The organism is Geodermatophilus sabuli, assembly GCF_010686765.1.
Taxonomy (GTDB): Bacteria; Actinomycetota; Actinomycetes; order Mycobacteriales; family Geodermatophilaceae; genus Geodermatophilus; species Geodermatophilus sabuli_A.
Genome location: NZ_JAAGWF010000008.1, coordinates 41,358 through 65,301 on the forward strand (window position 1 = coordinate 41,358; position 23,944 = coordinate 65,301).

25 protein-coding genes, 1 tRNA gene and 1 riboswitch are annotated in these 23,944 nt (G+C 74.5%); of the genes, 16 read left to right on the forward strand and 10 right to left on the reverse strand.

Annotated elements, in window-relative coordinates; translation table 11 throughout:
• Positions 1–22: 22 nt before the first annotated feature.
• Positions 23–95, forward strand: a tRNA-Thr gene (locus GCU56_RS07035).
• Positions 96–220: 125 nt separating this feature from the next.
• On the forward strand, positions 221–430 hold the full coding sequence (locus GCU56_RS07040; protein ID WP_163480817.1) for a dodecin: 210 nt from the start codon (positions 221–223) through the stop codon (positions 428–430).
• A gap of 87 nt (positions 431–517) precedes the next feature.
• On the opposite strand, the gene GCU56_RS07045 is transcribed toward GCU56_RS07040, so the two are convergent.
• Complete coding sequence (locus tag GCU56_RS07045) at positions 518–928, reverse strand: DUF5313 family protein (RefSeq protein WP_163480818.1); 411 nt, start codon at positions 926–928, stop codon at positions 518–520.
• A 111-nt stretch (positions 929–1,039) separates the two neighbouring features.
• On the opposite strand from GCU56_RS07045, the gene GCU56_RS07050 reads away from it, so the two are divergent.
• The 6 genes from GCU56_RS07050 to GCU56_RS07075 all read left to right on the forward strand — a co-directional run bounded on the left by GCU56_RS07050 (position 1,040) and on the right by GCU56_RS07075 (position 8,449).
• Positions 1,040–1,471, forward strand: coding sequence for a CBS domain-containing protein (locus GCU56_RS07050; RefSeq protein WP_163480819.1), 432 nt, complete (start codon positions 1,040–1,042; stop codon positions 1,469–1,471).
• Positions 1,472–1,544: 73 nt separating this feature from the next.
• Positions 1,545–2,462 carry an EamA family transporter RarD gene (rarD, locus tag GCU56_RS07055; RefSeq protein ID WP_163480820.1) on the forward strand — a complete coding sequence of 306 codons (918 nt, stop codon included), beginning with the start codon at positions 1,545–1,547 and terminating at the stop codon, positions 2,460–2,462.
• A gap of 80 nt (positions 2,463–2,542) precedes the next feature.
• Positions 2,543–2,899, forward strand: coding sequence for a DUF3263 domain-containing protein (locus GCU56_RS07060; protein WP_163480821.1), 357 nt, complete (start codon positions 2,543–2,545; stop codon positions 2,897–2,899).
• 719 nt (positions 2,900–3,618) lie between these two features.
• Positions 3,619–4,632, forward strand: a complete 1,014-nt coding sequence (locus GCU56_RS07065) for a LytR C-terminal domain-containing protein (protein WP_163480822.1) — start codon at positions 3,619–3,621, stop codon at positions 4,630–4,632.
• Between the two features lie 59 nt (positions 4,633–4,691).
• A complete protein-coding gene (locus tag GCU56_RS07070) occupies positions 4,692–7,577 on the forward strand; it encodes an alpha/beta fold hydrolase (RefSeq protein ID WP_163480823.1) in 2,886 nt (961 codons plus the stop codon).
• Positions 7,574–8,449, forward strand: coding sequence for an ABC transporter permease (locus tag GCU56_RS07075; protein ID WP_163480824.1), 876 nt, complete (start codon positions 7,574–7,576; stop codon positions 8,447–8,449). Before GCU56_RS07070 ends, GCU56_RS07075 begins: the two co-directional genes overlap by 4 nt.
• Here GCU56_RS07075 and GCU56_RS07080 read toward each other — a convergent pair.
• From GCU56_RS07080 to GCU56_RS07090, 3 genes are all read right to left on the reverse strand, one after another.
• Positions 8,439–8,918, reverse strand: a complete 480-nt coding sequence (locus tag GCU56_RS07080) for a hypothetical protein (protein ID WP_163480825.1) — start codon at positions 8,916–8,918, stop codon at positions 8,439–8,441. The genes GCU56_RS07075 and GCU56_RS07080 overlap by 11 nt on opposite strands.
• 46 nt (positions 8,919–8,964) lie before the next feature.
• Complete coding sequence (locus tag GCU56_RS07085; RefSeq protein WP_163480826.1) at positions 8,965–9,786, reverse strand: HAD family phosphatase; 822 nt, start codon at positions 9,784–9,786, stop codon at positions 8,965–8,967.
• 62 nt (positions 9,787–9,848) lie between these two features.
• The gene (locus GCU56_RS07090) at positions 9,849–10,796 is read right to left on the reverse strand and encodes a hypothetical protein (protein WP_163480827.1); all 948 of its coding nucleotides are present in this window, start codon (positions 10,794–10,796) and stop codon (positions 9,849–9,851) included.
• A 126-nt stretch (positions 10,797–10,922) separates the two neighbouring features.
• A riboswitch (SAM riboswitch) is annotated at positions 10,923–11,051 on the forward strand.
• A gap of 12 nt (positions 11,052–11,063) precedes the next feature.
• Between GCU56_RS07090 and thrC the strand changes: the two genes are divergently transcribed.
• The 4 genes from thrC (at position 11,064) to GCU56_RS07110 (ending at position 15,805) form a co-directional block, all read left to right on the forward strand.
• Positions 11,064–12,365 (forward strand): threonine synthase, encoded by a 1,302-nt coding sequence (gene thrC / locus GCU56_RS07095; RefSeq protein WP_204331638.1) that lies wholly within the window; start codon positions 11,064–11,066, stop codon positions 12,363–12,365.
• Positions 12,366–12,540: 175 nt separating this feature from the next.
• Complete coding sequence (locus GCU56_RS07100) at positions 12,541–12,741, forward strand: cold shock domain-containing protein (protein ID WP_163480828.1); 201 nt, start codon at positions 12,541–12,543, stop codon at positions 12,739–12,741.
• A 275-nt stretch (positions 12,742–13,016) separates the two neighbouring features.
• Positions 13,017–14,645, forward strand: a complete 1,629-nt coding sequence (gene groL, locus GCU56_RS07105) for a chaperonin GroEL (protein WP_163480829.1) — start codon at positions 13,017–13,019, stop codon at positions 14,643–14,645.
• A 359-nt stretch (positions 14,646–15,004) separates the two neighbouring features.
• Positions 15,005–15,805, forward strand: a complete 801-nt coding sequence (locus tag GCU56_RS07110) for a DUF72 domain-containing protein (RefSeq protein WP_163480830.1) — start codon at positions 15,005–15,007, stop codon at positions 15,803–15,805.
• Between the two features lie 64 nt (positions 15,806–15,869).
• Here GCU56_RS07110 and GCU56_RS07115 read toward each other — a convergent pair whose 3' ends face one another.
• The gene (locus GCU56_RS07115) at positions 15,870–16,172 is read right to left on the reverse strand and encodes a helix-turn-helix transcriptional regulator (RefSeq protein WP_163480831.1); all 303 of its coding nucleotides are present in this window, start codon (positions 16,170–16,172) and stop codon (positions 15,870–15,872) included.
• A 64-nt stretch (positions 16,173–16,236) separates the two neighbouring features.
• Here GCU56_RS07115 and map point away from each other — a divergent pair, with 64 nt between their 5' ends.
• Complete coding sequence (map, locus tag GCU56_RS07120; protein WP_163480832.1) at positions 16,237–17,007, forward strand: type I methionyl aminopeptidase; 771 nt, start codon at positions 16,237–16,239, stop codon at positions 17,005–17,007.
• Between the two features lie 39 nt (positions 17,008–17,046).
• Here the strand turns inward: map and GCU56_RS07125 are convergent, their stop codons facing one another.
• The 3 genes from GCU56_RS07125 to GCU56_RS07135 all read right to left on the reverse strand — a co-directional run bounded on the left by GCU56_RS07125 (position 17,047) and on the right by GCU56_RS07135 (position 19,142).
• Positions 17,047–17,754: a hypothetical protein gene (locus GCU56_RS07125; RefSeq protein WP_163480833.1), complete on the reverse strand. Its 708-nt coding sequence runs from the start codon at positions 17,752–17,754 to the stop codon at positions 17,047–17,049.
• A gap of 75 nt (positions 17,755–17,829) precedes the next feature.
• Positions 17,830–18,828, reverse strand: a complete 999-nt coding sequence (locus GCU56_RS07130) for a Gfo/Idh/MocA family protein (RefSeq protein ID WP_163480834.1) — start codon at positions 18,826–18,828, stop codon at positions 17,830–17,832.
• On the reverse strand, positions 18,825–19,142 hold the full coding sequence (locus GCU56_RS07135) for a hypothetical protein (protein ID WP_204331639.1): 318 nt from the start codon (positions 19,140–19,142) through the stop codon (positions 18,825–18,827). The genes GCU56_RS07130 and GCU56_RS07135 overlap by 4 nt, the downstream gene beginning before the upstream one ends.
• Before the next feature lie 139 nt (positions 19,143–19,281).
• Between GCU56_RS07135 and GCU56_RS07140 the strand changes: the two genes are divergently transcribed.
• On the forward strand, positions 19,282–19,554 hold the full coding sequence (locus tag GCU56_RS07140; RefSeq protein WP_163480836.1) for a DUF4031 domain-containing protein: 273 nt from the start codon (positions 19,282–19,284) through the stop codon (positions 19,552–19,554).
• Here the strand turns inward: GCU56_RS07140 and GCU56_RS07145 are convergent.
• Both GCU56_RS07145 and GCU56_RS07150 read right to left on the reverse strand, forming a co-directional pair.
• Positions 19,529–20,161, reverse strand: a complete 633-nt coding sequence (locus GCU56_RS07145) for an HD domain-containing protein (RefSeq protein ID WP_163480837.1) — start codon at positions 20,159–20,161, stop codon at positions 19,529–19,531. The genes GCU56_RS07140 and GCU56_RS07145 overlap by 26 nt on opposite strands.
• Positions 20,158–21,429, reverse strand: a complete 1,272-nt coding sequence (locus tag GCU56_RS07150; RefSeq protein WP_163480838.1) for an ArgE/DapE family deacylase — start codon at positions 21,427–21,429, stop codon at positions 20,158–20,160. Before GCU56_RS07150 ends, GCU56_RS07145 begins: the two co-directional genes overlap by 4 nt.
• Positions 21,430–21,515: 86 nt before the next feature.
• Here GCU56_RS07150 and GCU56_RS07155 point away from each other — a divergent pair, with 86 nt between their 5' ends.
• Positions 21,516–22,259, forward strand: a complete 744-nt coding sequence (locus GCU56_RS07155) for a phospholipid scramblase-related protein (RefSeq protein WP_163480839.1) — start codon at positions 21,516–21,518, stop codon at positions 22,257–22,259.
• Positions 22,260–22,554: 295 nt separating this feature from the next.
• Positions 22,555–23,856: an MFS transporter gene (locus tag GCU56_RS07160; RefSeq protein WP_163480840.1), complete on the forward strand. Its 1,302-nt coding sequence runs from the start codon at positions 22,555–22,557 to the stop codon at positions 23,854–23,856.
• The last annotated feature ends 88 nt before the right edge of the window (positions 23,857–23,944 follow it).

A 23,944-nucleotide genomic window follows, 5' to 3' on the forward strand; every position in this document is an offset into this window, starting at 1 on the left:
CCGGGACTCGTTCCCGTGTCCCGCCGGCGTGGCGCAACTGGCAGCGCACCCGACTTGTAATCGGGCGGTTGGGGGTTCGAGTCCCCCCGCCGGCTCAGGGGTCCCCGTCCCGGGGCGCGCTCGACCTGCCGCACCCCCGCTCCTCCCGATAGCGTTCCCGCGCGCCCGGTCGGTGTCCGCCGGCCCGCGTGCCAGCCAACGCCAGACCAGGGAGGCAGCCGTGGGTGACCACGTGTACCGGCTCAGCGAGATCGTGGGCAGCAGCCAGACCAGCGTCGACGAGGCGATCCGCACGGCGATCGCCAAGGCCGCCGAGACGGTGCGGCACATCGAGTGGTTCGAGACCAAGGAGATCCGCGGCCAGGTGGTGGACGGGGCCGTCGCCTACTTCCAGGTACGGCTGGCGATCGGCTTCCGGGTCGAGGACTGAGCGGCCGCCTCCCCCCACGCCTCGCACCGGCCCCGTCCAGAGGCTCACCCCGAGCTCGCGAAGGGGTGAGCAGGACGGGGTCCTCCCTCAGTCGAAGCTGCCCGCCCCGTCGCGGCGGTAGGGAGCGCGGCGTTCCACGCGGGCCCGCTCGGCGCGCTCCTCGCGCAGCCGGGCGGCGGTGCCGGCCGGGTACCCGGCCTTGGCCACCCGGTGCTCGATCGTCTCGGTCATGAACGCGATCGAGAAGGTCAGCCCCATCAGCAGTCCGCCGAACGCAGCGGCCAGGCGATAGGCGACCGGCACCGGGACGACCACCAGGCACAGCACCAGCACCGGCAGCAGCTGGACGACGGCGCGGGTCAGGTGGCGGCGGGCCCAGCCCGGCCCGGTCGTGTCCGCGAGCACCCACGGGGACAGTTCCGCGGGCAGCCCGCCGCCGAGGGCGTAGCGCAGCCACTGCCACGGCGTGGGCCGGTGGACGGCGGACCGGGTGCGCACCCCTCGACGGTAGGCCGGTCCGGCGCCCGCCGGGGCGTCCCGGCCCGGCCATTGCCGGGGAGCTGTGGCGCAGGGCACACTGCATGCCGCGCCCACCTGCGAGGAGGCCCCGTGCACATCAGCCAGCTGCTGCGCCGCAAGGGTTCCGCGGTCGCCACCGTCGAGGCGTCCGCGACCGTCCGGACCGCCCTCGCGATGCTGGCCGAGCACGGCGTCGGCGCGCTCGTCGTGTCCGCCGACGGGCGGACGGTGGACGGGATCGTGTCCGAGCGCGACGTCGTCCGTGCGCTGCACGAGCGGGGCGCGGGCCTGCTGACCGAGCCGGTCTCGAACCTGATGACGGCCGAGGTGCACACCTGCCAGCCCGGTGCGGGCGTCGAGGAGCTGGCCCGCACGATGACCGACCACCGGGTCCGGCACGTCCCGGTCGTGGACGGCGGTGTGCTCGTGGGCATCGTGTCCATCGGCGACGTCGTCAAGGCGCGGCTCGACGAGCTGGAGAACGAGCGCGCCCAGCTGGTGGACTACATCCAGACGGTCTGACGACGGGCTCCCTGCCCGCCCCTCCCCGGGCTCGGGTCGGTGCCCCGGAGGCAGCCGCACGTAAGGTGCGGCCGTGGACGAGCGGCGTGCGGGTGTCGCCTCCGGGCTGGCCGCCTACGGCATGTGGGGGCTGTTCCCCCTGTACTTCCCCCTGCTCGAGCCCGCCGGCGGGGTCGAGATCGTGGCCCACCGCGTGGTCTGGTCCCTGCTGTTCGTCGCGCTGCTGCTGACCGTCCTCCGTCGCTGGTCGCACGTGCGCGCGGCCGTCGCCGACCGCCGGACCCTGCTGGTGCTCCTCGGCGCCGCGGTGCTGATCGCGGTGAACTGGCTGGTCTTCGTCTACGGCGTCAACTCCGGGCACGTCGTGGAGACCTCGCTCGGCTACTTCATCAACCCCCTCGTCAGCGTGCTGCTCGGCGTCGTGGTCTTCTCCGAGCGGCTCCGCAGGCTGCAGTGGGTGGCCGTCGGGATCGCCGCCGTGGCGGTGGCCGTGCTGACCATCGACTACGGCCGCCCGCCGTGGATCGCGCTGGCGCTGGCGGTCAGCTTCGGCCTCTACGGGCTGATGAAGAAGCTGGTCCGGGTCGAGGCGGCGCCGGGACTGTTCGTGGAGACCGCCCTCGTCCTCCTCCCCGCCGTCGCCGTGCTGGCCGTCCTGGAGACCCGCGGGAGCGGCACCGCGGTCAGCGAGGGGGCCGGGCACCTGCTGCTGCTCGTGGGCTCGGGCGTCGGCACCGCCGTCCCGCTGCTGCTCTTCGCCGCCGCCACCCGCCGCATCCCGTTGTCCACGGTGGGCCTCCTGCAGTACGTGACGCCCCTCATGCAGCTGGCCATCGGGGTCTTCGTGTACCAGGAGCCGATGCCGCCGGCGCGGCTGGCCGGCTTCGTCATCGTGTGGATCGCCCTGGCCGTGTTCACCGCCGACACGCTGCGGCAGGCCCGTGCCGAGGGCCGCCGGCGGACGGCGGAGGTGGCGCCGGCGCCGGTCTGACCGGAGCGCAGCCGAGTCCGCCCCGATCGTCGGTGGGCGGCGCTACGGTCGGGTCCCCGCACCACAGAGAAGGACCTCCGATGTCTGCCGAACCAGCTCCCGCGGTCTCCCCGCCGGGGGGCGAGGTGACCTCCCCGCCCGCGCACACCCACGAGACCGACACCCAGCCCCCGCCCGGGGGTCTCACCCGACGAGAGCACGAGATGCTCGTGTTCGAACGGCAGTGGTGGCGCCGTCCCGGTGCCAAGGAGACGGCGATCCGGGACCGGTTCGGGCTGGCCCCGACGCGCTACTACCAGGTCCTCAACGCCCTCGTCGACCGGCCCGCGGCACTCGAGGCAGATCCGTTGCTGGTCCGGCGGTTGCGGCGCGTCCGCGCCGCGCGCGGGCAGCGCCGATCCTCGGCGGTCCTGGGCAAGGGGGGCCGCGACGGTTAGATTTGGTCACCGTGGGCAGGCACCTCGCGTCAGGCAGTGACGTATCGGAACGGGGATCGACTCCCGTTCCCCATGGTCGTCGCCGCACGGACGGTGCCGAACCCGCCCGGCCGACCGGTCCGGGAACCCCTGTCCTGAGCGACACCGACCTGAGCGACCACCCGACGACGCCGGGCCGCAGTCGCGCGGACCGTCGCCGCGACGGGTTGCTGGACGCGGGCGACGACCCGGGTCGCCGCCGCACGGCGCCGCCTCGCCCGGGGGACCCCGTCCCGGCTCGTGTGGCCGCCCCGGCGGCTCCGGCGCGCCCGGCCGCCCCGCCCTGGGTCGCCCAGCCGCCGGCCCGCCCGGCCATCCCCACGGCGGCCGTCGCGGCCCCGCCCGCGCTCGTTCCGGCCGCCCCGGTGACGGCCCTGCCGTCCCGGCCCGCTCCGCCGGCCGCCGCCCGCTCCCGGGCGGTGCAGCCGGCGGCGCAGACGCGGCCGCGCCTGCCCGTTCCACCGGCGGCCGCCGCTGCCGCGCCCGCCGCTCCTGCCGCCTCTCCCGCCGGGCCGCGGACGACCGTGGCGCCGTTCCAAGCGGTACCGACCCCGGAGCCCGGCGAGGAGCCCGCCCCCTCCACCGGCCGGCCCGCGTCCGGGCCCGCCCCCGACCTCGGCGCAGCGCAGGGCCGCCGGTCGACCGACGCCGCACGGGTTGGCGGCGCACCGGCCGAGGCGGTGCCGGTCGAGCCCGCCGGCCGGCCGGGGAGGCCGCTGTCGACGCGCCCGGCCGAGGCCGCTCCCGGCTACCGCGACTGGACCAGCCCGTCGCGCAGCAAGGAGGCCCCGCTGGTCGCTCCTCCGGCGACCGAGGCGATCCCGGACCGGGAGATCCCGCGCGGCAGCGGGTCGGGGACCCCCCACCGCGCGCTCGCGCCGTCGACCGAGCTGATCCCCGACCGGGGCTCCTCCGCGCAGGCCGACGGCTGGGACGACGACTGGGACGACCCGGTCGAGGACGAGGGGGACCGGGACGACGCCGCGGACCGCGGACGTCCGGCGCTCTCCGGCCCGGAGACCGGCCCCTCCACCGGTGTCGTCGGCGGGCGGGCGGCGTTCCGCGCCGAGCGGCAGGCCGCCGAGGCCGAGCGCCGCAAGGAGGCCCGCCGCAGCGGAGCGGCGACCTCCGCGGTCCCGGACGACGACGGGCAGCGCCGGGGCGCCTCCGGCGTGCGGCGGGCCGCCACCGGTCTGCTGGCCGTGGCCGTGGTCGCGCTGCTGGTCCTCGGGGTCTACGGCTTCACCGCCTCCGACGCGCAGGAGGCGGGCCGGTCACAGCAGTCCGCGCCCACCTCCTCGACGGCGACCTCGCCGGCCGCCCCCAGTTCGGCCCTGCCGCCGCTGGACGTCGCCCCCCTGCCCGGCGTGGAGGAGCCGGCGCCGGCCGGAGCGCCGGCGCGTGCTCCGGTCACCGTCCTCAACGCCACGGGCATCTCCGGTCTCGCCGCCGACGTCGCCGCGGCGATCGGTACCGGCGGCTGGGAGTCGCCCGGGGTCGGGCAGTACCAGGGCGGCGACGTCGCGCTCACCACCGTCTACTTCACCGCCGGCGACGAGGCCCAGCGCCAGGCCGCTCTCGCGCTGATCGAGCAGTACCCGCAGATCTCGGGACCGGCGGAGCGCTTCTTCGAGGTCCCCGACGTGGCCGCGCCCGGACTGGTCCTGGTCACCACCGGCGAGTGGCGGCCCTGACCGACCCTCGACACGGCGGGGCCCGGAACACCGGACGGCGATCGTCCGTTGGCCGCTCCGTGCGTCCCCTCCGCGGGCCCGCGCGTCCCCGCCCGCGCCCCGGCGCCCGTGCGACGCTCGCCGCCCTGCTCGCCCTCCCGCTCGCCGGTGCCCTCCTCGTCCTCGCTCCGGCCGCCCCGGCGGCGGCTGCGGAGGACGTCGCCACCGAGGAGGCCGTGGTCACCTCGGGCACGGGCGCCGACGCCGCCGAGCTGGACACCACCGTCTACGTGCCCGGCTCGGCCGCCGGCGAACCCGCTCCCGCGGTCGTCCTCGCGCACGGCTTCGGCGGCAGCAAGGACTCCGTGGCCGACGACGCCCGGTTCCTCGCCGAGCGCGGCTACGTCGTGCTCACGTACTCCGCCCGCGGGTTCGGCGCCAGCACCGGCCAGATCGGGCTCAACGACCCCCGGTTCGAGGTCGCCGACCTCTCCACGCTGCTCGACCGCCTCGCCGAGCGGGACGACGTCCTCCTGGACGGTGACGGTGACCCGCGGGTCGGCGTCGCCGGCGCCTCCTACGGCGGTGCCCTGTCGCTCCTGGGCGCGGGCTACGACGACCGGGTGGACGCCATCGCCCCGCAGATCACCTGGAACTCGCTGACCGCGGCGCTGTTCCCGTCGCAGGTGGGCGACGCCGCCGCGGACACCGTGGCATCGACCCCGCAGGACGCGGACTCCGGCGTCTACAAGCGGCTGTGGTCGGGGTTGTTCTTCGGCGTCGGGTCGGTGCCCACCGGCGGGCTGCTCGACGCGCTCGGCGGAGCCGGTGCAGGGGTGACGGCGCTGCCGCAGCGGGACGCCGCCGACGTCGACCCCGCGCTCGTGGAGCAGCTGCTCACCTGCGGCCGGTTCCGCGCCGACATCTGCGCCGCCTACCAGGACGCCGCCGCCACCGGAACGCTCACGCCCGAGGTCGCCGCCGTCCTGGACCGCAGCAGCCCGGCCACCGTGCTCGACCGCATCCAGGCGCCGACCCTGCTGGTCCAGGGCACCCAGGACTCGCTGTTCGGCCTGGGCCAGGCCGACGCCAACGCCCGCGGGATCGCCGCGAACGGCACCCCGGTCAAGATGGTCTGGTACGCCGGGGGGCACGACTCGCAGGCCTCGGAGCGGACCACCGAGTCGCTGCGGACGGAGGTCGCCGGCTGGTTCGACTGGTACCTGCGCGATGTCGGCGACCCCGGCCGCGGCACCGACCCGGGCACCGGTTTCCAGTTTCCGGCGCCCACCGGCCTGGCCGCCGGCATCGGCAGCGTCCAGGGCGGCAACCAGACCGTCCTCGCCACCGAGTACCCCGGTCTGACGGGGGACGACGCCGCCCAGCGCGCCGAGATCGCCGTCGCCGGTCCGGTGCAGCCGGTGGTCACCCCGGCCGGTGGCACACCTGCGGCGATCACCGTCGTCCCCGGCCTGGGCTCGCTCGGGGCCGCGCTGTCGGGCAGCACGTTCGAGATCCCCGGCCAGTTCGCCGCCTTCGACAGCGAGCCCCTCGAGGAGGCGGTCGAGGTCGTGGGCGCGACGACGGTCGACCTCGCCGTCGCCTCGCCCAGCGGCTCGGCGACGCTGTTCGCCAAGCTCTACGACGTCGGCCCGGACGGCCAGCAGACCCTGCCCTCCGGCCTGGTGGCACCGCTGGCGCTGACCGGTCTGCCGGCGGACCCCACCGCCCCGACCGAGGTGGCGGTGACCCTGCCGGCGGTGGTGCACCGCTTCGAGGCCGGCCACACCATGCGGGTGGTGGTCTCCTCGACCGACCAGGCCTTCGCCCTGCCGGCCGAGGCGGCGGTCTACTCGGTGGCCCTCGCCGACGGCGACGGCGCGACCCTCGCCGTCCCCGAGGTGGACGGCCGGACCGAGACCGGTGGCGGCACCTCCCGGTGGTGGCTGCTGCTCGGCGCGGTCGTCGCGCTGGGCCTGCTCGGGTGGGCGGCTGCGGTCCTCTGGGGACGGCGTCAGCGCCGCCGGATCTCGGTGGTCGAGCCCGACGGCGAGGAGGTGCCGCTGCGCTTCACCGGTGTCACCAAGGCCTACAAGGACGGCTTCGTCGCCGTCCGCGACCTCTCCTTCGAGGTGCGCCGGGGGCAGGTGCTCGGGCTGCTCGGCCCCAACGGCGCCGGCAAGACGACGTCCCTGCGGATGCTCATGGGCCTGATCCGGCCCACCGAGGGGCGGATCAGCATCTTCGGTCACGCCGCGGCCGCAGGGGCGCCGGTGCTGTCGCGGCTGGGCTCGTTCGTCGAGGGCACCGGCCTGCAGCCGCACCTGTCCGGCCGGGACAACCTGCGGTTGTACTGGGCCGCCACCGGCCGGCCGGCCGCCGACGCGCACATGGACGAGGCGATCGCCGTCGCCGGCCTCGGTGCCGCGATCGACCGGCCGGTGCGCCGCTACAGCCAGGGCATGCGGCAGCGCGTGGCCATCGCCCAGGCGATGCTCGGCCTGCCCGACCTGCTGGTGCTCGACGAGCCGACCAACGGGCTGGACCCGCCGCAGATCCACGCCATGCGGGAGGTGCTGCGCTCCTACGCCGCGACCGGCCGCACGGTGATCGTGTCCAGCCACCTGCTCAGCGAGATCGAGCAGACCTGCAGCCACGTCGTCGTCATGGCGAAGGGGCAGAAGATCGCCCAGGGGACGGTGGACGAGATCGTCGGCACCGGTGGTGCGGTGCTGGTCGGCCTGGCCGACGACGCGGAGACCGAGCGCGCCATCGCCGTCCTCGAGGGCCTGCCGGGGGTGTCGGCCGAGCGCACCGACGAGGGCCTGGTCGCCGAACTGGACGGCACCAGCCGCGCACGGGCGCTGCAGGCGCTGATCGAGGCCGGCCTCGAGGTCGACGCCTTCACGCCGCGCCGCCGCCTGGAGGACGCGTTCCTGTCACTGGTGGGGGAGGAGCGGGCATGAGCTCACTCGACGAGCACGTCCAGCCGACCGGGGCGGTCGCCGGGTACCGGCCTGAGCGGACGCTGCGGCTGTCGGTCGAGCTGCGCCGCCAGTTCAAGCGCCGGCGCACGCTCGGGGTGTTCACGCTGATGGTGGCCCTGCCGCTCATCCTCATCGGGGCGCTGCAGCTCGGGGGGAGCGAGGAGGCCGCGGAGAACGACCGGCTCAACCTGGTCGACGTCGCCACCTCCAGCGGGCTGAACTTCACGCTGTTCGTGCTGTTCGCGACCACCGGCTTCTTCCTCGTCGTGGTCTACGCGCTCTTCTTCGGGGACACGGTCGCCGCCGAGGCGCAGTGGGGATCGCTGCGCTACACGCTGGCCACGCCCGTACCGCGCATGCGGCTGCTCCGCCAGAAGTGGCTCGCGGCGCTCGTCCTGTCGGTCGGCGCGCTGGTCGTCCTCGTGCTCACCGCGATCGTGGCGGGCGGCATCGCCTTCGGTTTCGACGCGATCCAGACGCCGATCGGGGTGACGCTCCCGCAGGGCGAGGGGCTGGTGCGACTGACCGGGATGGTCGGCTACCTCGCCGTCCACCTGCTGGTCGTCGGCTCGCTGGCGTTCTGGCTGTCCACGGTCACCGACGCGCCCCTGGCCGCGGTCGGCGGCGCGGTGTTCACCATGTTCGTCTTCGCGATCCTCGACCAGGTCGAGCAGCTCGGCGCGATCCGGGACTGGTTCCCGACCGCGGAGGAGTTCGCGTGGACCGACCTCCTGCAGACGCCGGTCGACTCCGACGACCTGTTCCGCGGTGTCGTCCAGTCGCTGGTCTACATCGCCGTGTTCACCGCCCTGGGCTTCCGCCACTTCGCCCGCCGCGACGTCACGAGCTGAGGGACGGGTCCCCGGCGTCCGGGACCCGCTCGAAGCGCATGTCCATCCACGTCACCCACCGGCCCGGCGACAGCTCCCGCTCCCAGCGCGTGGTCATCAGCCCGTCGCCCGCCCGGACGTCGAACCACGAGCGCACGCCCTCGCCCCGCAGGAGGAGGAGCCCGTCCTCCTGCGGGACCAGGCTCATGACGCCGGGGGAGTCCGAGGCGTCGAAGGCGTGCATCTGCCACCCACCGGTCGCGGCGTCCCGCCCGCCGATCACCTCGTGCACCACCACGTGCTCGTCGCCGACGACCACGTCCACCTCGTGGGCGATCCACGCCCCGCCCGGCAGCCAGCGGTAGGTGTCGCTGCCTGCGAGCCGGCCGGTGACCGCGCCCGTCCCGTCGTGGACCGTGCCGGAGCTGCGCCAGCGGCCGATGACGGGGGCGAGCGGCGCCAGGTGGTCCGACGGGTGGGGCGAGGCCATGGCGGGGAGACCCCGCCGGGCGGCGGAAGTCATCGGCCGTGTCCGGTCACAGGCTGGCGAGGACCGCCTCGGCCCAACCCTCGCCCATCGCCCGCCGGGTCACCGCGGCGTTCGGGATGGCGGCCAGCAGGTCCCCCATCCCGTCGACGGTGGCCCCGTTCGCGGTGATCCACAGCCGGTCGACCGCCGGCGCCATGTCCAGGTCGCTGACGCTGTCGCCGACCGCCACCGCGTCGGCGGGGGTCAACCCGCGCCGCTCGAGGTCCCAGGCGATCGCCGTGCCCTTCGAGATGCCGCGCGGCATGAGGTGGTAGACCCGCGGCGGCAGCGGGTCGTCGTCCAGCGTCATGCGGGACGACGGCGGGAGGGCGCCGTTGTCGTTGAGCGTCAGCCAGTCCAGGCCCCGCGCGGCCAGCTCCGCGTCGACGGCGAGCGGGTCGACCCGGCCCCGGAGCAGCGCGTCGGTGACGTGCGTGACGTGCCAGGGGTCATGCCACTCGAGCCGGCCCGGGTGCTCGGCGATCAGCTGCTCGACCACTCCCAGCTCGGTCATGACGTCCATCGGCGTCCGGCCGGCGTACTCGGCCGGGAGGGCGCCGGCGAGCCGGTGGGTCTGCCGCCCGCCGGCCCAGCTGACCACCGCGCCGAGCTCGGCGATCGCGCCGTCGGCGGCGAAGATGCGGCCGGCCTCGACCACCTGCTCGAAGGTCCGACCGCTCACCAGGACGAGTGCGACACCGGCGCGGTGCAGCTCGAGCAGCGCGGTCGCCGGGTCCGCGGTGAGCGCGCGGCCCGCCGTGTGCCAGAAGGAGCCCCGCGGCCCGACCATCGTGCCGTCGAGGTCGGTGTAGACGATGCGCGCAGCCACCCGCCCATCCTGGCGCCCCGGTCGCATCGGCGTCCGGCGGCACCGGCCGCCCCCTGCCGGCATCAGTCGGCGGCGGCGCGGCAGGTCTCGACGGCGAAGGCCTCCAGCCGCTGACGGACGGCGTCGTCCGGGGTCAGCACGAACGGCCGCGGATCCCCGGCCCCGACGGCCAGCACGAGCCCGATCAGGCCGGTGCGGTAGCTCTCGCCCAGGGCGTGCACGTCGCACCGCGCCGGCACCAGACGCAGGTCCAGGTCCACCGCCGCCGCGCTCCCCAGCGTGGGCAGCGGGCCCAGGGCGGTGATGGCGTAGACGGTGTTCGACCCGATCCCCACCACCCTGACGTCGTCGTCCCCGCCGGTCCTGCGCAGGCGGACGACCACGTCGAGGGCGGGGCCCTCCGCGGTGGTCACGGGCCGGACGCCGGCCACCTCCACGGCCGCCTGGCGGCGCAGTTCCTGTTCGGCGCAGTCGCTCTCGTGCAGCCGCCGGACCAGGCCGTCGTCGGCCAGCGGGACGGTGACCTCCCGCCGCGTCCCGGCGGCGTCCCGCAGCCGGACGACGGCCCGAGGCGCGGCGGGGGTCACGTCGCAGTCGCCCGGCCCGGCGACCACCGGCAGCTCCAGCGGCGCGCCGGGACGGAGCTCGGCGTCCCGCACCGCCGCAGGAGAGGTGGGCACCCCGGGCGCGAGCACCTCGACCGCTTCCACGACCAGCCCGGCGTTGCCGGCGGTCAGCCGCACCTGGAGGCGCCGGGCCGGCACGTCGCGGCGGTACTGGCGGAGCACGCCGTCGATCCCAGCCTGCGGATCCGCCGCGACGGCGGCCAGGCCGGGGGCGGGCGAGCCGGTACCCGTGCCCCCTGCCGGGGAGCCGGTGGGTGCCGAGCGGTCTGCGACGGTCTCCGCCGACCCGGGCGGGCCGGCCGAGCACGCCGCCGCGCCGATCGCGAGGGCGGCCACCAGGGCGAGTCGGCGACGGGCCGGGGCGGCGCCGGACGTCGCGGGCACGGCCAGCTCCTCGTCCGGCGGGTCGGGACGACGGGATCGTCGTCGGCCGCTCCGGGCCGGTCAAGGGCCGCCCCGCCAGGTCGGCCCCGTGCGGTGCGCGTCACCTGGGTACAGTCGGTGGCGTTCCACTCATCCAGAGGGGCAGAGGGACACGGCCCGACGAAGCCCCGGCAACCGCCGCCTGCGCATCCGCGCAGCGAGAGGTGCCAATTCCGTCCCGCGCGGCTCGACGGCCCGGTGCGGGGAAGATGAGGAGGTAGTCGTCGCATGACCATGACCGCACCCGGCTCCGTCCAGGCCGACTCCAGCGCGGGCGGCCCGGTGCCCCCGTGCCCGGCCCGTGGGCTGGTCTGCCGCAACTGCGGCGCCACCTTCGGTCTCGTCGCCGAGCACGCCTGCGCCGAGTGCTTCGGCCCGCTCGAGGTGGACTACGACCCCGAGGCCATGCGGGCGGTCACCCGCGAGCAGATCGAGGCCGGCCCGCAGAACATCTGGCGCTACGTCGCGCTCCTTCCGGTGGGCCAGGACCCGGCCGACCGGGTGAGCCTCGACCCCGGCCTCACGCCGCTCGTGCGCGCCGACCGGCTGGCCGCGGAGCTCGGGCTGACCGGCGGCCTGTGGGTGAAGGACGACTCGGCCAACCCGACCCACTCCTTCAAGGACCGCGTGGTCAGCCTGGCCGCCACCGCCGCCAAGCGTCTGGGCTACACCAAGATCGCCGCGGCCTCCACCGGCAACCTGGCCAACTCGGTCGCCGCGCACGCCGCGCGCGTGGGCATCCCGTCGTTCGTCTTCATCCCGAGCGACCTCGAGCCGGGCAAGGTCGTGCAGTCGGCGGTCTACGGCCAGACGCTGGTCGCCGTCGACGGCTCCTACGACGACGTCAACCGGCTGACCAGCGAGCTCGCCGAGACCGACGAGTTCGAGGACACCGCGTTCGTCAACCAGAACGTGCGCCCGTACTACGCCGAGGGCTCGAAGACGATGGGCTACGAGATCGCCGAGCAGCTCGGCTGGCGCATCCCGGCCCAGGTCGTCATCCCCATGGCGTCGGGGTCGCTGCTGACCAAGGTGGACAAGGCGTTCCGCGAGCTGACGGCCGCGGGCATCGTCGAGGCGACCGAGTGGACCGTCTTCGGCGCCCAGTCCGCCGGTTGCGACCCGATCGCCACGGCCTTCGACAACGGCTGGGACGTCGTCAAGCCGGTGAAGCCCACCGGGATCGCGAAGTCCCTGAACATCGGCAACCCCGCCGACGGCCCCTACGCGCTGGACGCCATCCGGCGCACCGGCGGCGCGGTCGGCCGGGTCGGCGACGAGCAGATCGTGCAGGGCATCCGCGACCTGGCCCGCACGACCGGTGTCTTCGCCGAGACCGCCGGCGGGGTCACCGTCGCGGTGCTCCGCCAGCTGGTCGAGGACGGCCGCCTGGACCCGACGAAGGAGACCGTCGTCCTCAACACCGGCGAGGGGCTGAAGACCCTCGACCCGCTCGAGCCGGTCGTGGGCCCGACGCACCGGGTGGAACCGTCGCTCAAGTCGGTGCGCGCGTCGGGCCTCATCGCCTAGGGGCCGCGTCCTCCCCCGACCGGGTGTCTGACGTGCGTGGATGTGGTGCTGGACACGTTCTGCTGAGCTACTGTCTCGCCGGTTTCGGTTCCACGTTCGTGTTCGCGGGCGGAAGAGCAGAACCCGGCCGCCAGGTCCTCGGGGGCCGTCCGCACGCACCAACGTGGGAGCACACGTGGCACAGGGCACCGTGAAGTGGTTCAACGCCGAGAAGGGCTTCGGCTTCATCGCCGTCGACGGCGGTCAGGACGTCTTCGTCCACTACTCGGCCATCCAGATGGACGGCTACAAGAGCCTCGAGGAGGGCCAGCGGGTCACCTTCGAGGTCGTCCAGGGCGAGAAGGGTCCGCAGGCCGACGGCGTCCGCTCCGCCTGAGCCCAGCGCTTCCCGGCCGAGGCCCGGTCCCCGTCAGGGGGCCGGGCCTCGGTCGTCGCGGCAGGCGGGAACAGCCGCTCCCGACCCCCCGTTCTTGCACTCGCCAGGGTCGAGTGCCAGACTCGTTCCTGGCACTCGACAGTGCCGAGTGCCAATCAGGTCGGAACGGTGAGGCACTGGAGCGCGGGCCGACGGAGTGCCCGCGTCACCGGTGTCGTCCGTCGCGGGCGCCGGTCCCGGCCGTGCAGCGATCCATGCATGGAGGACATCACCACATGGCCAAGATGATCGCCTTCGAAGAAGAGGCGCGCCGCGGTCTCGAGCGGGGCATGAACACCCTCGCCGACGCCGTCAAGGTGACCCTCGGTCCGAAGGGCCGCAACGTCGTCCTCGAGAAGAAGTGGGGTGCCCCCACCATCACCAACGATGGTGTGAGCATCGCCAAGGAGATCGAGCTCGAGGACCCGTGGGAGAAGATCGGCGCCGAGCTGGTCAAGGAGGTCGCCAAGAAGACCGACGACGTCGCGGGTGACGGCACCACCACCGCCACCGTGCTCGCCCAGGCACTCGTCCGCGAGGGTCTGCGCAACGTCGCCGCCGGCGCCAACCCGATGGCCCTCAAGAAGGGCATCGAGAAGGCCGTCGAGTCGGTCACCGAGTACCTCCTCTCGACCGCCAAGGACGTCGAGACCAAGGAGCAGATCGCCGCCACCGCGTCGATCTCCGCCGCTGACCCGGCCATCGGCGAGCTCATCGCCGAGGCGATGGACAAGGTCGGCAAGGAAGGCGTCATCACCGTCGAGGAGAGCAACACCTTCGGCCTCGAGCTCGAGCTCACCGAGGGCATGCGCTTCGACAAGGGTTACATCTCGCCCTACTTCGTCACCGACGCCGAGCGCATGGAGGCCGTCCTCGACGACCCGTACGTGCTCGTCGTCAACAGCAAGATCAGCTCGGTCAAGGACCTGCTCCCGCTGCTCGAGAAGGTCATGCAGTCGGGCAAGGCCCTGATGATCATCTCCGAGGACGTCGAGGGCGAGGCCCTGGCGACCCTGGTGGTCAACAAGATCCGCGGCACGTTCAAGTCCGTCGCCGTCAAGGCCCCGGGCTTCGGCGACCGCCGCAAGGCCATGCTGACCGACATCGCCATCCTCACCGGTGGCCAGGTCATCAGCGAGGAGGTCGGCCTCAAGCTGGACTCCGCCGGCGTCGAGCTCCTGGGTCGCGCCCGCAAGGTCGTCGTCACCAAGGACGAGACGACGATCGTCGAGGGTGCCGGCGACAGCGACCAGATCGCCGGCCGGGTCAACCAGATCCGCGCCGAGATCGAGAAGTCGGACTCCGACTACGACCGCGAGAAGCTGCAGGAGCGCCTGGCCAAGCTGGCCGGTGGCGTCGCCGTCATCAAGGCCGGCGCCGCGACCGAGGTCGAGCTCAAGGAGCGCAAGCACCGCATCGAGGACGCGGTGCGCAACGCCAAGGCCGCCGTCGAGGAGGGCATCGTCGCCGGTGGTGGCGTCGCTCTCGCGCAGGCCACGGCCGTCGCGTTCGACAAGCTGGACCTCACCGGTGACGAGGCCACCGGCGCCAACATCGTGCGCGTCGCGCTCGAGGCGCCGCTGAAGCAGATCGCGATCAACGCCGGCCTCGAGGGTGGCGTCGTCGCGGAGAAGGTCCGCAACTCCGACACCGGCTGGGGCCTCAACGCCGCCACCGGCGAGTACGTGGACCTGGTCGCCAGCGGGATCATCGACCCCGCCAAGGTGACCCGCTCCGCGCTGCAGAACGCCGCCTCCATCGCGGCGCTCTTCCTCACCACCGAGGCCGTCATCGCCGACAAGCCGGAGAAGGCCGCTCCGGCCATGCCCGGTGGCGACGGCGGCATGGGCGGCATGGACTTCTGAGCCCTGCCGCTGCCGATCGGTAGCACCCGCACAGCCCGACAGGGGCGGTCCCGCATCGCGGGGCCGCCCCTGTCGGCGTCTCGGGCCTCGGCTCCGGGCTCTCCCGCGGAAGAGCCCCGGGGCCCTTCCGCGGAGAGTCGCGGTAGCCGAGGGCGGCACACCATCGGTCGGCCATCGCCTGGTGGTCGCGGGCGTCGAGGCACAGGTCCCCGGAGCGGGCGGCTGCGGTCCCGCGCCGGCCTCAGCACACCGGCCCGGGGCGGACGGGCCGCGTGGCCGTCGTCCCTCGATCGGGGAGGAGGGGCCTCGATCGGCCGCCCCGCGCGTCTAGGGACGGTCCCGCCGGGTAGGCGCACCGCGTGGCGGTGCTCATCGGGACGTCGGGCTGGCAGTACCGCGACTGGCGCGGGCGCTTCTACCCGCAGCGGATGCCCCAGCGCGCGTGGCTGGAGCACTACGCCCAGCACTTCGCCACCGTCGAGAGCAACAACGCCTTCTACCGGCTCCCCGAGCTCACGACCTTCCAGGCGTGGCGGACCAGGACGCCGCCGGACTTCCGGTGGGCGGTCAAGGCCAGCCGGTTCCTGACGCACGTCAAGCGGTTGCGGGACCCCGAGGAGCCTGTGGCCAGGCTGATGTCCCGCGCCGCCGGCCTGGAGGAGCGGCTCGACGTCGTCCTGCTGCAGTTGCCACCCACGCTGCGGGCCGACGCCGAGCTGCTGCGCGTCTGCCTGGCGCAGTTCCCGGCCGGCACGCGCGTCGCCGTCGAGCCGCGGCACGAGAGCTGGTGGACCGACGAGGTCCGCGCGCTGCTGGAGCGCTACGGCGCCGCGCTGTGCTGGGCCGACCGCGACGAGCAGCCGATCGCTCCGCTCTGGCGCACCACCGACTGGGGTTACCTGCGGCTGCACACCGGCGCCGCGGAGCCGTGGCCGCGCTACCGGCCGGAGACCCTGCAGGTGTGGGCCGACCGGCTGGCGGCGACCTGGGAGCCGTCCTCGGACGTCGTCGTCTACTTCAACAACGACCCCGGCGGAGCCGCGGTGATCGACGCGGTCGTCTTCGCCGAGGCGGTGCGCCGCACCGGGCGCGCGCACACCCGCGTGCCGACCGCCGAGCAGGCCAGCGGGCTCGCCTGGGACGCGGCCCCGGCGCACTGAGCGGGGACGTCGACCGGAGGCCGCATCCCTCGGTCGCCGGCACCTGCACCGACGTCACGGCGACCTACGAGACCAGGAGCCCGCCCGCGTTGCGCTCCACGTCCGCCGGACCGGCTGCGCCGTCGGACCGGTTGACCTCCGCCCACAGTGCGTCGAGGGAGAGGCCGAGGACGTCGGCGATCGCAGCGATGGTCGGGAAGGCGGGGGTGGCCACCCGGCCGGACTCGATCTTGCGGAGGGTCTCCGGTGAGACCCCGGCAGCCAGTGCGGTGCCGAGCATCGAGCCCTGCCCCCTGGCACGTCGCAGGAGGGCACCGAGGCGCTGTCCGCGGGCGACCTCTGCCGGCGTGAGCGGCAACCTGACCATGACACCCATTCTAATACCGGGATACTCTTACCGGGATTCTCATCGGTGCGCGGAGAGGTGTCGGATGATCGAGCTCCTGGACCCGACGGAGCTCCCACGAGCCCGGGAGGCGGGTGCGCTGGTCGCCGGCATCCTGCAGACGCTGAAGAGCCGGTGCGCGGTGGGCACGAACCTGCTGGACGTCGACCGGTGGACGCGGGACATGATCACCGAGGCCGGCGCGCAGTCCTGCTACGTCGACTACGAGCCGTCCTTCGGGCGCGGGCCGTTCGGCCACTACATCTGCACGTCGGTCAACGACGCCGTGCTCCACGGGCTGCCCCACGACCGCGCGCTGTCCGACGGCGACCTGCTGACGCTCGACCTCGCCGTCTCCACGGGTGGCGTCGTCGCGGACTCCGCCATCAGCTTCGTCGTGGGCCGCTCGGCGTCCGCGGAGAGCGTGGCGTTGATCAGTGCGACCGAGCGCGCACTGGACGCGGGGATCGCCGCGGCCCGCCCCGGAGCCCGGATCGGGGACCTCTCCCATGCCATCGGGGCGGTCCTCGGCGAGGCGGGGTACCGGGTCAACACCGAGTTCGGCGGTCACGGCGTCGGCTCGACGATGCACCAGGACCCGCACGTCCCGAACTCGGGGCGACCCGGTCGTGGCTACCGACTGCGCCCGGGACTCCTGCTGGCTCTGGAGCCGTGGGTCATGGCGGACACCGACGAGCTCGTCACCGATGCCGACGGCTGGACCCTCCGGAGCGCGACGGGCTGCCGGACCGCACACAGCGAGCACACGATCGCCATCACCGACGACGGAGCCGAAGTCCTCACCGTGCCGCGGTAGGTGGGAGCCGTGGGTCCGCGGCGGCCCCGGTCAGCGCGGTCAGCCGTCGGCGGAGTCGTCGTCCGGGCGGTCGTCGGCGGAGTGGCTGCCGGACCGGTCATCGGCGGCGTGGTCGTCGCCGCCCCGGCCGGGACCCGACCGGTCGTCCCCGCCGTGCCGGCCGGACGTGTGGCCGGAGGTGCTGGGCGTCGCCGCGGACGGCGTCGGGGAGGCGACCGGGCCGTCGTCCTCGGGGTGGTCCCGGCCGCTGGAGTCGTCACGCCCGGCCGAGTCGTCCGGCTCGCCGGTGGTGCCGGCCGGGGAGCCGGTCGGCGTGGCCGGGGTCGTCTCCGAAGCCGTCTCCGGGGCCGTCGAGAGGCGACCGCCGCGGTGCTGGTGGACGCCCGCGTCGTCCCGGGGGTCGATGATGCCGGTCGGCACGGCCGTCGTCGTGACCGACGGCGGGGCGATCGTCTCCGGGACGGCGGAGGGGTCGGCACCGGGACCGTCGTCCGGGCCGGCCACGGCGGAGTGCTGGACCGCGACCGGGACGGGGAGCCGGCCGTCGGTCGAGTCCGGCGCGTCGAAGGGGGTGACGGCCTCGATGGCCACGGCCACGCCGTCCTGGACGCCGCCGGGGAGGACCCCGGCCGCGCCCGCCCCGGTCACCCCGACGACGGCGGCACCCAGGCCGGCAGCGGCCAGGGTGACGGTGGACGCTGCGGTGACCTTGGCGGCGAGGGCGGCGAGGCCCTGGAGCAGCAACACGGGAACTCCCGGCGACCGGATGGGTGGTGTCACTCCACTCATCGGCAGCCCGACGGTGGATGTGCACCGCCCGGGTCAGTCGAGGACGGCGGTGTCCTCGGCGTGCCGGATGCCCAGCTGGTCGGCCGCCTGGCCCAGCACCGCCTGCACGGCGAGGGTGTCGGCCAGCGGCATGACCGTGCTCTCCGTGCGTCCCGCCCGCAGGCACTCGGTCACCTCGGCGAGCTCGTGCGCGTATCCGGTGCCCGCCTGAGGGCGGGTGATCGTCTCCGGCTCCGCCCCGGACCGGTGCAGGACGATCGTCTGCGGGTGGTGGAACCGGGGGAGGACGTCGATCCAGCCCGTCGTCCCGAAGACGCGCGCCTGGCCGGGGAGCGCGTAGCGCAGCGAGGTCGTGAGGGTGGCCGACCGCCCGTCCCCGTACCCCAGCAGCAGGCCGGCCTCGGCGTCTGCGCCGGTCGGGAACAGCGACCCGGCCACGGTGACGGTGTCCGGCGGACCGAGCAGCATCTGCGCGAACGACACGACGTACACGCCGAGGTCCAGCAGCGCACCACCGCCGAGCTCAAGGGCGAACAACCGGTCGTCGGGGTCGTAGTCGCGGGCCACGCCCAGGTCGGCCTGCACCGAGCGCACCTCGCCGATGGCGCCGTCGGCCACCAGGTGACGCAGCGCTCCGACGACCGGCTGGAAGCGGGTCCACATCGCCTCCATGACGAAGACCCCGCGGTCCCGCGCACGGTCGATCACCTCCGCCGCCCCGGCCGTGGTCGCGGTGAACGCCTTCTCCACCAGGAGCGCCTTGCCCGCCTCGATCGCGGCCAGCGCGATCGCCGCGTGCTGGGGATGCGGCGTCGCCACGTAGAGCACGTCGACGTCGGGATCGGCGATGACCTCCGCGTAGGAGCCGTGCGCCCGCTCCAGCCCGTGCCGCTGCGCGAACGCGTGGGCGCGCTCGGCGGAGCGGGACGCGACCGCCACCGGCCGGGCGCCCGGCACGTGCGCGAAGTCGCCCATCACGCTCTCCGCGATGCGGCCCGGCCCGACGACGCCCCAGCGGATCTCTGCAGTCACCCGTCCGACGCTAGCGGGGACCCGAGACGCAGCAGGTCGCCGTCCGGGTCGACGTGCGCCCCCTCGCGCACTCCCCACGGCTTCTCCTCGGCGGCCGTGGTGTGCGCGACGTCGGCCCAGGCGGCGGAGACGGCGTCCGCGTCGGGCACGTGCAGGTGGACGGTGGACGCGGTGCGCAGCGGGTCGTGCCCCGGCACGACGGCCACGTGCAGCTCGAGCCCCTCCCAGGCGGCGAAGCCGTGGCTCTCGTCGTGCGCCGAGACGAGGAACCCGAGTTCCGCGCAGTACCGCAGGGCGCGGACCAGGTCGGTCACCGGGAGGACCGGGGACGCCCGCACCTCCGGGTGCTAGTGGGTCATGGCGGGCACACTCCCACGTGACCGCGCGTGCGGGGTCACCGATGGAGGCAGTGCCGCCGGCCGCGGGACCGGCGGACCGCAGCGAGGAGGCGCCGTGGCCGTGCTGATCGACACCCCCGTCTGGCCCTGGCGCGGGCGACGGTGGTCGCACCTGGTCAGCGACGTCTCCTACGACGAGCTGCACGCCTTCGTCGCCGCGGAGCTCGGCATCCCGCGCCGGGCGTTCCAGGGCGACCACTACGACGTCCCGGAGGACCTCTACGACGTCGCGGTCGCCGCCGGGGCGGTCCCGGTCGGGGCCCGGGAGCTGCTCGGCCGGCTGACGGCCGCCGGGCTGCGGCTCAAGAAGGCGCGGCGCGGCGCCTGAGCAGCACCAGCTCGGCCGCCAGGTTGGCGCGCGCGGTCTCCGTCCACGGCTGGGCCGCCGCGGTCCGGTACAAGGCCGGCAGGCCGAGCAGGTGCTCCAGGACGGCGATCCGGCCCGCGGTGAACTCCTCGTCGGACAGGTGCGCGTACTCCTCCCTGATGGCGGAGGCGTAGCCGGCGTAGGCGTCCGGCGGGCCGGCCAGCACGGCGAGGTCGGCGTCGCAGAGCACCGCGCCGTCCGCGTCGTCCTCCGCCGGGTCGTGACCGGCGGTCAGCAGCACGAGGCGGACCACCTCGTCGAGCCGCGCGTCGGGGACCAGCCCGCGCAGCCCGGCCCGCGCCCGCTCGGCGCTGACCTGCTCGTTGTCCGCGCGGCGCGGGTCGTAGACCACGTCGTGGTACCACGCGGCCAGCAGGACGGCGGACGGGTCGGTCGCGGCGGAGGCGAGTTCACCGACCAGCCCGAGCACCGCGGCCAGGTGCGCGAGGTCGTGGTAGCGGCGGTGCGGCTCGCTCCACGCCGCCACCACCGCCGCCCACTCGGTGCGCGAGGTGGGGGAGTCCCCGGCCAGCTCCGCCCAGGCCTCGAAGTCCACCGGCCCGCTCATCGGACACCGCAGGAGCGCAGGGTCAGCAGCGCGAGGGCGCGCGCGGCGGTGACCAGCTCGGCGATCGGCACCCGTTCGAGGGGACCGTGCGCGAGCTGCAGGTCGCCGGGCCCGTAGTGCAGCGTCGGCACCCCCGCGGCGGCGTACTGCCGCAGGTCGCTGCCGGCGGCGATGGCCCGCTCGGGCGGGGACGTCGCGCCGGTGTCGGCGACCGCCCGCTGCACCGCGGGAAGCAGGGGGTGGCCGGTCGGCAGCGAGCCGCTGGCGAAGCTCCCCCCGGTCCAGGTGAGCCGCACCGGGTGCGCGGCCAGCCAGGGATGGCCGGTGCAGACCGCGGCCAGCCGCTCCTCGAACGCCGCCCGAGCCTGCGCGACGGGCTCGCCCAGCCGGACGCCGTAGCGCCCGTCGGCGACCAGCCGGTCGGGCACCGAGCTGGCCCAGTCGCCGGCCTGCACCCGGCCGATGCTGATGCCGTACGGGTACCGGGCTCCGCCGAACCGGGGATCTGCGTCGAGCTGGCGCTGCGCCTCGAACTCCCGCAGCGCGTCGTGCACCACCTGGAACAGCTCGACCGCGCTCACGCCCTGGTCGCGGTGGGCGGCGTGGGCCGCGTGCCCGGTCACCTCCAGCCGGAAGGTGAGCGCACCGGCGTTGGCCGTGACCACGGCACCCGCCGTCGGCTCGGGGATGACGCACAGGTCGCCGCGGTGCCCCCGCTGCAGCGTCGCCCAGGCGCCCAGACCGCCGTCCTCCTCGCCGACGACGGCGTGCACCGCGACCGGCCGGACCAGCCGTACCCCCGCCGTCCGGACCGCGGCCAGGGCGGCGAGCGAGGCGACGACCCCGGCCTTCATGTCGCACGCCCCGCGGCCGTGCACCGCGCCGTCGGCGATGCGCGGGTCGAACGGGTCACCGCGCCACAGCGACCGGTCCCCGGCCGGGACGACGTCGGTGTGGCCGGAGAGCACGAGCGCCGGCCGGCCTTCCTCGGCGGCGGGGAGGGTGCCCACCACGCCCCACGCCTCGGTGCGGCGGACCTCCTGACCCGGCGCGCCGGCATCGGTGGCGGCGGCGGTGAGGTCGACCGGCCAGCGGTCGACGTCGCAGCCGAGCTCCTCCAGCCAGTCGGCGACCAGGTGCTGGACCTCGCTCTCGGCCGCCGTCCCGCCGACCGACGGGACGGCGACCAGCTCGCGCAACCGGTCGACCGACCACTGCTCGTCCACGGCGGCGAGGACACGGGCCTCGGCATCGGTGAGGTCGGGCACCCGCGGAGTCTGGCACGCAGGCCACGATCGGCCCCCGCGGCGAGCCCGGGCCCGGCGGCCGTCCCGGTGTGGTTGGCTCCGGCGCCGTGACCGCACCGCCTCCACCGCCCGGCTGGTACCCCGATCCGGCCGGGAGCGGCGGCGGTACCCGCTGGTGGGACGGCCAGGGCTGGACGCAGCACGTCCAGCAGGCCGCCCCGTCGCCGGCGCCGGCGGTCGCCGGGCGTCCGGGCCCCTCGCTCTACGACCAGCCCGTGCTCGTGGTGAGCCAGAAGACCAAGCTGATCGAGCTGACCAACGAGTACGCCGTGTCCGACGGGCAGGGCCAGCAGATCGGTGCCGTCGTCCAGGTCGGGCAGAGCGGGCTGAAGAAGGCCGTCCGGTTCGTGTCGAACCTGGACCAGTTCCTCACCCACCGGTTGGAGGTCCGGGACGCCTCCGGCCCCGTCCTGGTGCTGACCCGGCCGGCGAAGCTGGTCAAGTCCCGGGTGGTGGTCGAGCGGCCCAACGGGCAGCCGCTGGGCGAGATCGTGCAGGCCACCGTGTTCGGCAAGATCCGGTTCGACCTGGTGGTGGGCGGTCACGTCGTCGGCGCGATCCAGGCCGAGAACTGGCGGGCCTGGGACTTCGCGATCACCGATGCGGCGGGCACGGAGGTGGCCCGGATCACCAAGGAGTGGGAGGGCCTCGCGCGGACGCTGTTCACCACCTCCGACCGGTACGTCGTCCTCGTCCACTCCCGGTTGCCCGAGCCGCTGGCCAGCATGGTCATCGCCTCGGCACTGACCGTGGACACCGCCCTCAAGCAGGACGACCGCGGCTTCAACTGATCGGTCCTGGCCGGTGTGACCGACGACGACCGGGGGTAGCCTCGGAGGTGTCCGGACCGGGCGATCTGTGTCCCCGGGTGCCATTTGGATACCGCCTTCGCGGACCACCGCCCCGATCTCGGTCGGGGGCCTGGAGCCGCGTCGTGCAACTCGCCGCGAGGCGACCAGAGCCCGGTCCGGACCCCACTCGCAGCCCCCCGCCCCGCCGGCGGGTGCTGCTGTGTCCCCGAGGTGCCTCCGTCCGGCAGCCCGCTTACCGTGACGTGGGACACGGACCGGACGCCGAGGAGACACCATGGCCGGCACGGTGCAGGGGCGGACGACGACCGGCGGGGAGTCGCACAAGCTCCCCGTGAAGACCCTCGTCTCGGCGAGCATCGGCAACGCCGTCGAGTGGTTCGACTGGACGGTCTACGCGACGTTCGTCGTCTTCTTCGCCGGTCAGTTCTTCCCCTCGGAGAACGAGGCGCTGGCCCTCATCGGGGCGACGTCGACGTACGCCCTGGCGTTCTTCTTCCGCCCGCTCGGCGGCCTGCTGCTCGGCCGCTTCGCCGATCTGCGCGGCCGCAAGGCCGGGATGCTGCTCACCATCCTGCTGATGGCCGGCGGGTCGATGGTGATCGCTGTCCTGCCGACCTACGACCAGGTCGGCTGGCTGGCCCCGATCCTCCTGCTGCTGGCCCGCATCGCGCAGGGCATGTCGCTGGGCGGCGAGGTCTCCAACGCCTCGGCCTACCTCGGCGAGATCGCGCCCCCGGCCCACCGCGGGCGGTACTCGGCCTTCTTCTACATCTCGACCGGCTCGGCCCTGCTGGCGGCGTCGCTCATGGGCGTGCTGCTCACCAGCGTCCTGAGCGACGCGCAGCTGGAGTCCTACGGCTGGCGGATCGCGTTCTTCATCGGTGGCCTGCTCGGCTTCATCGGCATGTGGCTGCGCCGCTCCCTGGTGGAGACCGAGCAGTTCGAGGAGAACGCGGAGAAGGCCCGGGCGACCAGGAACCCGCTGCTGCAGACGATCAAGCACCACCCCAGGGCCGTCGTCCAGCTGTGCGCCTTCACGCTGCTGTCGACGCTGTCGTACTACACGTTCTTCAGCGCCCTGACGCCGTTCGCGATCAGCTTCCGCGACGCCGACGAGACCGACGTCTTCATCGCCCTCTCCATCGGCACCGCGCTGTTCGTCGCACTCTGCTACCCGTTCGGGAAGCTGTCGGACCGCATCGGGCGCAAACCGCAGCTCCTGTTCTGGTCCGGCGCGATGGCGGTGCTGATCGTGCCGCTGTCCTTCCTGGTGCGGGACAACCTGTTCTCGCTGATCGTGGTCTTCTGCGTCGGGCTGGGGCTGTACGCCCTCATGGCCTCGATCGCGCCGGCGATCATGAGCGAGCTGTTCCCCACGGAGCTGCGCGCCACGGGCATCGGTGCCTGGTACAACCTGACCGTCGCCCTCTTCGGCGGGACGGCGCCGCTGGTCATCACGGCGCTCTCGGACGCCGGCCACCCGCTGTGGTTCTTCTGGTACGTCGCCATCGCGGCCGCGGTCGCGTTCGCGGTCATCCTGACGCTGCGCGAGACCAAGGGCACCGAGCTGCGCTGAGACCCGTCTGAGGGGCCTCAGACGGGCCCGGCCCGTCCAGGACCACCCGACCGGCCGATGCCGGGCCACCCCCCTCAGCACGACCGTC